Below are 10879 nucleotides of genomic sequence, written 5' to 3' on the forward strand. Positions count from 1 at the left end.
CCGCCTCTACACACTGTCGCGGGATGGTCTTTCCGACCCAGGAGGCGGCCGGTGCGCCATCGCCGATCATCTCCGAGATCGTCTACCGTGCGGTGATCATGTCACCGCGCATCCCGAGCGCCTGGAGGTCGACACCCGTCGAGGAGACGATCGCCTCTCCGCTATCGCCGTCGTAGACGACGGTGTAGACGTCCCACTTCTTGACCGGAATCCCGTAGGGCGCGTCGTTCATGACAGGGGCGTACACGCTCAGAGCCCACATCGGCGCTTCCGGTGAGATTCGAGTGTCGCCGCCGAGTCCCGGGGCGCAGGAGGACAGCTCCGCATACGTCGCCCGCACCGCGAAGATCGGGTACTGCTTCTTCTCCTCCGCGCTGAGCGTGGAGAGGCGACTTCCGGCGCCGTTGGCCAGGTCGAGCGCCGGGGCGGTCAGCTGCTGGACGTCGATCATCGGCCCGTTTGCGGCGTCAGCAGTCGGGGGGCACGGCGGGGCTTCCGTCGGGAGTGAAGAGGGCTGGGGGTCCCGAGTCGAGGCCGGTGCTGCCTGTGTCTCCGTCGAGGTGGGCGTCGTCTTCGCGGTGGCGTCGATGGTGACGGGGCCGGAGCGGATGCGCATCGTGGTCGTGGTCTGCGTGAGGCTCACGTCCTCGGCGCCCAGGACGTCCCTCAGCCACTGCTCGCCGTCATTGCACGCGACGATCGTCGTCGCAGGGCCTGCGGTGATGACCCAGACGGAAGGCTGCAGGCCGGCCGCTTGCAGCTCGTAGGTGAGCCGGTTGCAAGGCTCGTTCACGCTGAGCTTCGACTGGCCGTCGATGCTGACGGTGTGGAAGCTGACCGGATGATCCAGCACCCACCCGCCTGATCCTTGATCACCGATGACCGCGGTGCTCTCGTAGGTGAGCTTCGTCACGTCTTCAACTCGCAGCTGTTCACCCGGGACCTGCGATGACGACGGTGCGCCGGACACGGTGGTGCTCGTCGCGCATCCGCTGAGAAGGAGCGCCCCGGAGAGGCAGAGGATGCTGAAGGGGAGGCTTCTCGCGCGACTGGTGATCACTGGTCGACTCCGTTCTGGTTCATGGGCAGGTCGGTGCAGTCGACCGCGGTAGTCAGTCCCGTGAAGATCCGGATCCGCCCGCCCTCCCGACACACCTGGGTTCCTGCGAGGGAGAACAGTGCGGCGTCCGTCGCGTCTGTGATGCCGTCGGTACCCGACCCCGTGAGTGCAGCGCATGCCGCAGCGAGTGACTCGGTGGGCTCTTCTGCCGGCGTCCGGATCTCGCCCGACAGGGCGACGCCCTGCCCGTCCTGTTCCCAGCAGGTGACGGGCGCCGCGACTGGGATGCCGCGGTCCGTCGGCACTGTCGTGACGACTGCGGCGCTGAGGACCGCGCCGGCGATGCCGGCGAGCGTCACCGCCGCGGCCTGGCCGAGACGTCGGCGGCGGCGGATCCGTTGCGCGAGGCGTGCGCTGATGCGCTCGATCTGCTCATCGCTCAGGTCAGGATCGTCCATGGTCCTCTGTCCGTTCCGTCAGGGTTCTCGTCACCGATGCCCGCACCCGCGAGAGGCGGTTGCGGACCGTCCCGTGAGACAGGCCGAGGGAGCGAGCGGCGTCGCTGTAGCTGAGGTCGTCCTCGATGCAGGCCGTCCAGATCGCGCGGTCCGTCGCACTCATCTCCTCGACCAGACGCCGCACGTCGAGCAGCCGGTCGCTCGTCTCCGTGTCGACGCCTGGGGAGGCGGTGTCGTCGGAGAGGGGCTGGTGGCGTCGGCGCTGCTCGCGGCGGTCAATCGAGGAGCTGAGGTTGCGCGCCGTCACCAGCAGCCACGGCAGCACCGACTCCCCCACGATGCGCACGCCCGAGCGGCGCTTCCAGAGCAGGAAGAAGGTCTCCTGCACGACGTCCTCCGCCTGGTCGGCGTGGACGAGGAAGCTCCCCGCGGCCCGGTGGACCGCACGGCCGTGCATCCGGAAGAGAGCATCCAGCGCCGAAGGGTCGCCGCCGCGAAGACGATCCACCAGCGTCAGCTCAGCAGCACCGACCACCGACATCACCCCCCTCAGTAGTGAATGCCCTCAGAGCACGGTTTCGTCTCAGACTTCAGGGAGCGATCGCAGACGACTCGGCGATACGTCCGGGCTCATCCCCTGAGGGAGGCCCGGTCGCCCACCGGCGGCGTTGCATTCGCTGAGCGGGCGTGTTCGACTGAACCGACGTCAACGATCGGAGATCACGATGTCCGAAGCACTGCTCATCATGGCCCTCGGCCTCGTCATCGCGGTCGGCTTCACTCTGGGACTCCTCCGACGCCGACGCTTCCGAGAAGCCGTGGCTCCCGCCGGCGCCGCAGCCAGTGTCCTCCGCGACGTGTATGCGGGCCGTGGAACCCACGAGCGCTCAGCGGACGAGTTCATGAGCGACCCGACGATGTCCATCACTCTCGACGGCCCCGACCCCCTCCGCACCTTCGGCGTGGAGTCGGCGTCGCGCATCGAGCACCAGTAGAGGCGCAACGGTGGCAGCTACCTTGAGGACATGGCTGCGCGAGAACGGATCGACCTGCTGACCACGACCGGAGCGGTTCTCGCTCCCCTCGGAGTGATCGTGGCCGTCGTGTTCCTCCTCCAGCCGTGGCGCACCTGCGCCGACGACGACGTGGCCGCGGCCTGCGCGATGCACCCCGCGGACGCGACGGTGATGGCATTCGGAGTCGTCGCGGCGATCGTCGGAGTGCTGCTCCTCTGGATCGGCGCTCACCGCGGGCACCGGTGAGCCGACGATCGATGATCAGGCGAGACGGCCGATGCGCTCGTTCCGGCTCGAACCGATAAGCGACAACGGTCGCACCGCAGTCACGGCAGGGTGAAGACACGAACGTCCGCTCGCGCTGACGCTCACCACTCACAGACCGTCCCGGCCGAGCGACCCCTGCAGGAGACGATGCCCGCTCGAGCGGGACACGTTCTCGACTGATTCCCTCTTCGTGTCGTCAGTTCGGGGTCCTGCTGGACATGTACAGAGTGAAGGCCAGTCGAGCACCCAGGAGCAGATCATGACGACCGAACCTCACGACGCCGCCAGCGATCGGGCGATGAAGGCGCTCCTCGACGAATCGGTGCCACCGACTCCACTGGCGGATGCAGTCCCCGACGACGCCCTTCGAGAGATGGTCCGCGGGGCGGAGCGGGAGACACGACGCGGCCGGCGGCCAGTCACGCCTCGTGCCGTCGTGATCGGCACCGTCGTCGCTCTCACGCTGGGCGGCGCGGGTGCGGCCGCGGCGACGACGCTCTCCGGGTGGGAGCCGTGGGTGACGAATCCGGACTCCGTCGTCCACTTCACGCTGCCCAGCGGAAGAGAATGCGAGTTCCGCAGCGTCGCCAGGGAAGGCGACCCGGAGGACGTCAAGGAGGCGCAGGACGTGCTTCGCACCACCGACGTGCTCGCCCTCGCGGACATCGACGGCGAGCTGGCCCGGATCGTCGCTCGGGACGTGACCGTCCGCGGCGACGACGGCGACACCGTGGTGCCCGCGACCGAGTTGTACTCGGGAGACGAGCTGTACCGCCAAGCGGTGGTGGGCGCGATCATCAACGTCGTCTGGGACAAGCTCGAAGACCGAGGAGTGGTCGATCCCGTCACCGGATCAGATCTCTCCTTCGGAAGCCAAGACGACTGCGCAAAATTCACCCAGGCGAACCTCACCCAGTGAGCCGCCGCGATACGCAAGCCGATCGCATCGTGGCCATCCTCGACGCCACAGCCCGTGACCTTCTGAACTACCTCGAACGCCGAGTCGGCACCGATGACGCTGCCGATGCGCTCTCCGAGACGATGACGATCGCGTGGCGCCGGTCGTCGTCCATGCCCTTGCCGGACGAGGACGCCCGCCTGTGGCTGTTCGGGGTAGCGCGGAACGTCGCGCTGAACACCAGTAGGACGCGCAGGCGCCAAGACCTCCTCGCCGAGAAGCTTCGCGGCATCGTCGACCCCATCGGCGTGATCGGAGAACCTTCCGACGTCGTCCTCGACGTTCGAGCAGCGCTGAGCAAACTCACTCCGGAGCTGGCAGAGCTCGTGCGACTCGTGCACTGGGAGGGCTTCTCTCTCAGCGAGGCGGCCCAGATCCTCTCCGTCCCACCGTCCACGGCACGCAGTCGATACCAGAAGGCGAAGCGCGAACTCGGTGACCTGCTGTCCCCGCTGCCCTCGGAACAGGCACTCGGATCTGGAGAGATACGCCGGGTGTGACGCGTGAGGCGATTGCCTTTCGGGACAGACGACGCATCGTCGACGTTCCCCGGACATGCAGGGGTCTGGTCGCGTTGGAACTGCTCAGCGCGTAGCAGCACCGGCGCGAGCGTGCTTTGCTCAGCCGAACGGAGCGCGCCGCTCCACCCGCCGGGAGTCCACATGCCTCGCACCATCTCACTGCTCTTCCAAAGACAGACGGGATCATTGCGCACCCGGCGTTTCGCGAAGGCAGAATCGAGTTGTGTCCACTCACCGAAGCCATGGCCTCTCGAAGGTCCTGCGCATCACCGCACTGACGGTGGCAGCCGGAGCGAGCCTGTGGCTCCTCGGGGACTACGCGGGCAGGTGGCCGGACCGGGTGCCCTCCGCCGGCGCACCGACCGCCGCACCGACTTTCTCCCCCGCGGGCGCGGTGTACCGATACGGCTACTGGGGTGGACTGAAGAATCCGACCTCGAGCCGGCCGATTCAGTGGCTGGAGGACGGGAGCACCTTCACGATGACCACGGGCGGGAGCGGTCAGTGCCTGAACGAACCCGTCGCTCTCGAGGTCGTCGCGCCCGACCACCTACGGATCGAGTCGAAGCTGCAGGAGGACCCGCAGGAGGAGGGGTGCTCGGAGAGCTACGTACTCGCCAGCTATGTCCTCGATACACCCGCCGGACTCGACCCGACCCACATCGTGAAAGTAGAGCGAACTCAGGCGGGCCGAGCCGGGAGCTCGAGTGTCTACGTCGCCCCTCTGCCCTGACCCCAGCCTTCGCGTCCGTCAGACCATCCCCTTTCGGGACGGTCGGCCTGCGCTGTTACGGCTTGCTCGTCGAGCCTCAATCACGGCGTCAGTCGAAGATGTCCGGCAAGTTACCGGTGTCGCCCCACCGGCCGATGAGAGCACCTGTCTTCGCATCGATGACGAAAATCATCCAGTCGAGGGGAACCGCGATGGCGCCGAAGCTGTTGCGGATCTCGCCGGTGACACCGACGAGCCAGAGATCGTCGGCGGAGGGGCTGTCCGACGGCGGAGAGAAGCCAGCGAGCAGTCCTTCGCTGCCATACGCCTCCTCCGAGGTGGTCCTGACGGCATCGGTGCTCGTGGCGACTCCGATGGACGCTTCGTCCTGGAGGGCGAGGGCGATCGCGGCATCAGCCGACTCCACCGGCGCCCTTTCGGCACCGGGAGCACCGGGCTCGAGCGACGGCGTTTCAGTTGGTGCGGATGCTTCCCCGCTGTGCAGCGTGCCAGGAGCGATCGTCGCCACGACTTCGCTCGGAAGGGTGACCGTGCTGGGCGTCGCACTGGGCACAGCCGGGGGTGCGGCCAGTGCGATACCCGCGCCGGTGACGGTCGCTCCAAGAAGCACCAACGAGGCCAGAACGAGGACTGCCTGCTTGCGTTGCATGGTCGATCCGATCGTCATCAGGGCATCGCCGGCCCGGGCTCACAGGACACTGCGGACTCGACGCTCTGGCATCCACCCGACAGCGCTCCTCAGTATCGACCCCGGCATCTCGGTAGACCATCCCCATACGGGACGACCCGGGCCTAGTTCAAGCGTCGCGAAGCATCGACCGAACGGCCTCGATCGTGAACCCCATCGTGACGGCGAGCTCGTGCTCGTTGGCACCGAGAAGAGCAGCGGAGCATGCAGCGGAGACGACTCTCTCCCTCCCCCCGGATCCCGAGGGCAGACTCCGAAGAAGTGCACTCTCCTCCGACGCGCGCACGAGAGCTGCCTCCGCTTCGCTGCACAGAAGGCTCGGCGGCTCGTTGAAATCGATTCGCCACCCTCGAGCGGACGGCTCAGTGGGTTCATCCATGTCCCGAAGCTACCCACCGTCGACGTCGAGCACCCGTCGCCCCTCCACTCGCGTTCAGCGCCCCCAACATGCTGTGGGCCCCCTGCTCACGTGGGCAGGTCAGAGGAGAGATCGAGGCCCTCTGAGGTGGCCCCACCCGAACGAGCTCTCCGCAACAGGCGTGTGAAGGAGCACCAGGCGCACCGGAGCACCCGGAGTCAGGACCGGAGCCGCCGCGGAGGGGTGCGGCGGACCGACTTCGAGTCGCTCGCGCGGACGTGTTCGCGGCTCCTCCGTTCGAGGCCTCGAGAAGGGCGTATGGTCCGGCCATGACCGCACTCATCAGCACGGCGCCGACGACCGGATCCCCGATGACACGCCTCTCAGTGGCACCTCGACCGCGCACCGCCGTGCCGGTCGTCCCCGCGGACGATCTGCGGGAGGAGGCGGCTCGCCACACGCGGTTCTGGGCCTCGTACGACGCCGCACCCGGGTCGGTCACTGCCTGGGCCGACGCCGCTCTGTCGACGTGGCGGCGCCCCGCCCCGGCCCCCCGGTCGCCCGCCCGCGAGGGTCTCGACCAGTGGGATGAGGAGGGCGGGTACGACCCCGCTTGACCCCTGATGCCGCCGCCGCGCGCCGTCCTCGACTCGCGCGACGGACATCGGCGACGCCTCGACACCACCGCCGGGGGCGCGGTGGTCGAGTGCTGTCGATCTCCGCGGTCCGGGCGCCCCGCTCGGACCGAGCGGAACTCCGGGCGGTCACTCCCCGCTGGTCTGAACGCTCGCCACGTCGTCGCAGGTCGCCGTCATCGCGGCGACGACCGCGGGGTCGTCCTGCGCGAGGTCGTCGCCGCCGCTCGTGACGGCGCCGTTGGTCGCGGTGCGCCCATCGGCCGAGAGCTCCACCTGCGTCGAGGTGATGCTGTAGCGCCCATCGGCGTCCTGCGCGGCGAGGACGCCGGAGATCGAGTGGTGGCCGTCGGCGTCGGCCGTGCCGCAGGTGACGCCCGTACCGGCGTCGCCGAACCCGGCGAGCACGAATCGGTACGGCTCCCCGTCGACACCGACCGGCGTCACGAACGCGCAGTCGGTGAAGGCGAACAGCGCGGCGGTCCTGCCGTCGCTGAGGACGGTCGCCGCGAGGGTCGGGCTCACCGCGACCGTCCAGCCGCTGTGGGTCGCCGGGCCCGCCAGCGTGTCCTGCTGCAGGAAGGTCGCGCCCGAGGCGGTGCGGATGCCGTAGTCGAAGCCGCCGTCCTCGTCGTAGAACGCCTGGTCCGCCCGGCCGTCGCCGTCGACGTCGCCGATCTCCGCCGTCGTGACGCCGGCCGGGACGGGGGTGTCGTTCGGGGTGCAGCCGGCCGAGGACGCGGGCGGTGCGGACGACGGTGCGGACGCGGAAGGGCTCGCCGGTGCGGCCGTCGCGCTGGACGCGGTCGTCGAGCTGGACGCCGAGGGCGCCGTCGACGCCTGCGTCTCCTGGGCCGTGCCCGTCGAGCAGCCCGTCACGCCGGCGAGTCCGCCGATCACCGCGACGGAGAGCACGAGCAGACGGGGCATGAACGGACGGGTCTTCCTGCTTGCCGAACGAACCATGATGACCTCCTCCATCACGATAGGACTGCCGCGCCGCTCGCGCCTCCCCGGGATGTGTCTCCCGGTCTCCCGGCGCCGGCTCAGCGTCCCGGCAGGGTGTCGAGCGCCCGGGACCGGGCGGCGAGGAGCTCGGCGTAGGTGCCGTCCCGCTCGGCCCAGCGCAGTCGCTGCGCGGCCCGGACGACGATCTCGTCCGGGGTCGGCTCCTGCGTCAGCAGCTCGAGGACCTCGTCGAGGTAGGCGTCGAGAGGCAGGGCCGCCGGGTTGACGGCCTCCTGACCCGCGGTCGCGACGGCCGGCGGGACGAGCTCGGTCACCCGGACGCCCGTGCCGGCGAGCTGCGCCCGCAGCGACTCGGTGTACGCGTGGACGCCCGCCTTCGACGCGCCGTAGCTGGGCATCAGCGGGAACGGCAGGAAGGCGATCCCCGAGGACACCGTGACGATGTCGCCGCCGCCCCGGCCGAGGAGGTGCGGGGTGAAGGCGTCGACGGCGCGGATTGTGCCGAGCAGGTTGACGGCGACGGTCCGCTCCGCGGTGGCGAAGTGGGCGGGGTCGCGGAGGTCCTCCTGGAGCAGGACCCCGGACATCGTGACGACCGTGTCGAGGCCGGGATGCGCCGCCAGCACCTCGTCCCTGGCCCGGATCACGGAGTCGGCGTCGGTGACGTCGATCCGGACGGTCTCGAGGTCCTCGACCCGGGCGGTGTCGCGTCCGCCGACGACGACGGTGCTGCCGGCGGCGGCGAAGCGGCAGGCGAGGCCGAGGCCGATGCCCGAAGTGCCGCCGATGACGAGGACGGTGCGGTCGGTGATGTCCATGGTGTCTCCTCCTGGGGAACGGGTCCGTGCTGAACGGCTCGGCTCGATGGTCGTCGCCGCCGCCGGGGGCAGCCAGGTCCCGGCGGATCCGGGGAGTGGCAGGGCCTCTCTCCCCGCGCGACGGGGTGGGTATCGTCGGCCCCATGGATGTCGACGCACCGGCGAACGCACTCGGCGAGTACCTGCAGGCCCGGCGCGCGCTCGTCGCTCCCGAGCGGGTGGGCCTGCCACCGGGGACGCGGCGGCGGGTGCCGGGCCTCCGCCGGGAGGAGGTCGCCCTCCTCGCCGGCATCAGCGCCGACTACTACGTCCGGCTCGAGCGTGGTCGCGACGACAATCCCTCCGCGCAGGTGCTCGAGGCCATTGCCCGCGTCCTGCAGCTGGACGACGTCGAGACCGCCTGGCTGCACGACCTCGCCGCGCCGAAGCCCCGCGTGCGGCGGCGCGCGCGGCCGGCGGAGCAGGTCCCCGCGCGGCTGCACCACCTCCTCGCCGCACTCGAGGTCCCCGCGTTCGTCGAGGGCCAGTACTTCGACGTCCTCGCCTCGAACCGGGCGGCCGTGTCGCTCTCACCGCGACTCGCTCCCGGCCACAACCGCCTGCGGTCGCTGCTGCTCGATCCCGAGGAGCGCCTCTTCCACCGCGACTGGGAGACGGCGGTCGAGTCGTTCGTCGGCGTGGCCCGGCAGACCCTCGGCCAGGACGCGAGCGACCCCCGTGCGGTCGAGCTCGTCGGCGAGCTCTCCCTGGCCAGCGCCCGCTTCCGCACCCTCTGGGCCCGGCACGACGTCCGCCCGCTCCGCGGCGGCACCGCGACGATCGACCACCCCCGCGTCGGTCCCCTCGACCTGCACCGCGAGAAGCTGCCGGTCGACGGGCTCGTCCTGGTGATCTACTACCCCGACGAGCAGGGCGACAGCGGGGACAGGCTCCGCCTGCTCGCGGCCTGGGACGGCAGCACACCCGAGTCCGCGCTCGGGGCGCGCGACTGACGGTCCCCGGGACGACGTCAGAGCCGCGGCGCCCGCGGGGACGATGCCGGAGTCACGGTCCTCGTCGGACGGTCCCCCTCGGGTTCCGGCTCGTCGGTGAGGCGCAGCCCGCCCGGGGCGTAGGAGTCCGCGATCCAGCGCCGCACCCAGGCCTGGTTGAGGACGACGCGATCGGCACTGGCGTACCGGAAACGGAGCGCGCTCGCGGGATGCAGCCAGATCGAGGTGCGGCCGCTGCCCACGGCCGGCAGGTCCTTCCAGGAGAGGTAGAAGCTCTCGCCCCGGCCGAGCTTGGTGCCGATGACGACCTGGAGGTGACCGAGGAGGCGGTCCTCGAAGTCCACGTCGAGCCGCGAGTCGTAGACGAGTCGTCCCATGGGGATCCTGACGTCGGGTGCATCCGGAATGGATGCCGTGGCCACGCGAAAGGGGTCCGGATGGGGTCGGAACGGAGGCTACGCCCGAACGGGCCGGAATCCTCACGCTTCGTCGATATCGGTGCGACATCCCGCTCCTGGCTCCGCTGGCGGCGTCCGCACCGGGCGGTGCCCGCGGTCCCGGCGGACATCCGTGCCGCACCGGGACCGGCCGGCGATGCTCCTTCCCCCGAGCGCTTCCCAGAGCGACTCGGGAGGTCTAGGTTGCAGACACACGGGGTTCCGGATCCGGATCGGAGGCCGTGAGGAGGGGGCTCACTGTCCTGGCGGCGCCGCCTCTGCGCGGGTTCCCGTCGGCTGCGCGCACTCCGGCGTGACCGACGGGCGCCGCAGTGCGGAGCCGGCCCGACCTGCGCGGCCGCGCGGAGCGCCTCGCTCCGCAGGACGAGCGGCGGTCGGCTACCTCCTGCTCGCCGGTCCGGCAACCCCGTCCCCGCCCGGGCGTCGCATCGCCGACCATGGAACGGTGCAGCAGCTGAGCAACGCCCTCCGGAGCTCCTTCCCGGCCGGCGGCGGAGACCGCCGTGACTGAGCCGGGCGAGGAGCCGGGCCCCTTCCTGTCCTGGGTCGGCGCGCTCGAGGAGGTGGGCGACGACGACGTGCCGGTCCTGCAGGCGGTCGGCTTCCTCAGCGTGAGCCTGCGCCTGAGCGCGGACGCGGCGTTCGCCGCTCTGCGCGACGAGGCCCGAGCGCTGACCCTCGACCTGCGGGAGGTCGCTTCCGAGGTGATCACCTTCCGCCGGACCATCCCCGCACCCGAATGAGGGGCCGGCGGGCGGACGGCGGGGCACACCGGTCGGATCGACGAGCGGCCGGGTCCGCGGCACGGATCTGTTGCCCGCATCCCTGTCCGCAAGCGGACATGTCCGCTAGATGTAGTTCCTCGGGACGTTGTGAACGGGTGACGTAGAAGAAGACCTCCGGGACGATGTGGGTTACCACACACGCATCGTCACCGGAGGTCTTCGT

At 70.2% G+C, this 10879-nt stretch carries 14 protein-coding genes; 7 read left to right on the forward strand and 7 right to left on the reverse strand.

From position 1 onward, the window contains the following. Positions 1 to 82: 82 nt before the first annotated feature. The 3 genes from EDF45_RS16845 to EDF45_RS16855 form a co-directional block, all read right to left on the reverse strand. Complete coding sequence (locus EDF45_RS16845) at positions 83 to 970, reverse strand: hypothetical protein (RefSeq protein ID WP_148060312.1); 888 nt, start codon at positions 968 to 970, stop codon at positions 83 to 85. Positions 971 to 1056: 86 nt separating this feature from the next. Then, positions 1057 to 1518: a hypothetical protein gene (locus tag EDF45_RS16850; protein WP_123737014.1), complete on the reverse strand. Its 462-nt coding sequence runs from the start codon at positions 1516 to 1518 to the stop codon at positions 1057 to 1059. Next, positions 1505 to 2026 carry an RNA polymerase sigma factor gene (locus tag EDF45_RS16855; RefSeq protein ID WP_185020241.1) on the reverse strand — a complete coding sequence of 174 codons (522 nt, stop codon included), beginning with the start codon at positions 2024 to 2026 and terminating at the stop codon, positions 1505 to 1507. Before EDF45_RS16855 ends, EDF45_RS16850 begins: the two co-directional genes overlap by 14 nt. A 217-nt stretch (positions 2027 to 2243) precedes the next feature. Here EDF45_RS16855 and EDF45_RS16860 point away from each other — a divergent pair, with 217 nt between their 5' ends. The 5 genes from EDF45_RS16860 (at position 2244) to EDF45_RS16875 (ending at position 5013) form a co-directional block, all read left to right on the forward strand. Then, a complete protein-coding gene (locus EDF45_RS16860) occupies positions 2244 to 2513 on the forward strand; it encodes a hypothetical protein (protein ID WP_123737012.1) in 270 nt (89 codons plus the stop codon). Positions 2514 to 2543: 30 nt separating this feature from the next. Beyond that, positions 2544 to 2780, forward strand: coding sequence for a hypothetical protein (locus EDF45_RS16865; RefSeq protein ID WP_123737011.1), 237 nt, complete (start codon positions 2544 to 2546; stop codon positions 2778 to 2780). Between the two features lie 319 nt (positions 2781 to 3099). Beyond that, a complete protein-coding gene (locus EDF45_RS21820) occupies positions 3100 to 3720 on the forward strand; it encodes a hypothetical protein (RefSeq protein ID WP_260312243.1) in 621 nt (206 codons plus the stop codon). A 29-nt stretch (positions 3721 to 3749) separates the two neighbouring features. Then, positions 3750 to 4259 carry an RNA polymerase sigma factor gene (locus EDF45_RS21825; protein WP_260312374.1) on the forward strand — a complete coding sequence of 170 codons (510 nt, stop codon included), beginning with the start codon at positions 3750 to 3752 and terminating at the stop codon, positions 4257 to 4259. A gap of 244 nt (positions 4260 to 4503) precedes the next feature. Further along, a complete protein-coding gene (locus EDF45_RS16875; protein ID WP_123737009.1) occupies positions 4504 to 5013 on the forward strand; it encodes a hypothetical protein in 510 nt (169 codons plus the stop codon). Between the two features lie 88 nt (positions 5014 to 5101). Here the strand turns inward: EDF45_RS16875 and EDF45_RS21060 are convergent, their stop codons facing one another. The 3 genes from EDF45_RS21060 to EDF45_RS16895 all read right to left on the reverse strand — a co-directional run bounded on the left by EDF45_RS21060 (position 5102) and on the right by EDF45_RS16895 (position 8481). Next, positions 5102 to 5680: a hypothetical protein gene (locus EDF45_RS21060; protein WP_148060311.1), complete on the reverse strand. Its 579-nt coding sequence runs from the start codon at positions 5678 to 5680 to the stop codon at positions 5102 to 5104. A 1143-nt stretch (positions 5681 to 6823) separates the two neighbouring features. After that, positions 6824 to 7660 carry a hypothetical protein gene (locus EDF45_RS16890; RefSeq protein ID WP_148060308.1) on the reverse strand — a complete coding sequence of 279 codons (837 nt, stop codon included), beginning with the start codon at positions 7658 to 7660 and terminating at the stop codon, positions 6824 to 6826. An 80-nt stretch (positions 7661 to 7740) separates the two neighbouring features. Then, on the reverse strand, positions 7741 to 8481 hold the full coding sequence (locus tag EDF45_RS16895; protein WP_123737005.1) for an SDR family oxidoreductase: 741 nt from the start codon (positions 8479 to 8481) through the stop codon (positions 7741 to 7743). A gap of 143 nt (positions 8482 to 8624) precedes the next feature. Here EDF45_RS16895 and EDF45_RS16900 point away from each other — a divergent pair, with 143 nt between their 5' ends. Continuing rightward, positions 8625 to 9473, forward strand: coding sequence for a helix-turn-helix domain-containing protein (locus EDF45_RS16900; protein ID WP_123737004.1), 849 nt, complete (start codon positions 8625 to 8627; stop codon positions 9471 to 9473). A 17-nt stretch (positions 9474 to 9490) separates the two neighbouring features. Here EDF45_RS16900 and EDF45_RS16905 read toward each other — a convergent pair whose 3' ends face one another. Then, positions 9491 to 9850 (reverse strand): ATP-dependent DNA ligase, encoded by a 360-nt coding sequence (locus EDF45_RS16905; protein ID WP_185020242.1) that lies wholly within the window; start codon positions 9848 to 9850, stop codon positions 9491 to 9493. Positions 9851 to 10434: 584 nt separating this feature from the next. Between EDF45_RS16905 and EDF45_RS16910 the strand changes: the two genes are divergently transcribed. Continuing rightward, a complete protein-coding gene (locus EDF45_RS16910) occupies positions 10435 to 10674 on the forward strand; it encodes an ANTAR domain-containing protein (RefSeq protein WP_123737003.1) in 240 nt (79 codons plus the stop codon). Positions 10675 to 10879: the final 205 nt, after the last annotated feature.

Origin of the sequence: Rathayibacter sp. PhB186, from assembly GCF_003751825.1 — a bacterium.
GTDB classification, from domain to species: Bacteria; Actinomycetota; Actinomycetes; order Actinomycetales; family Microbacteriaceae; genus Rathayibacter; species Rathayibacter festucae.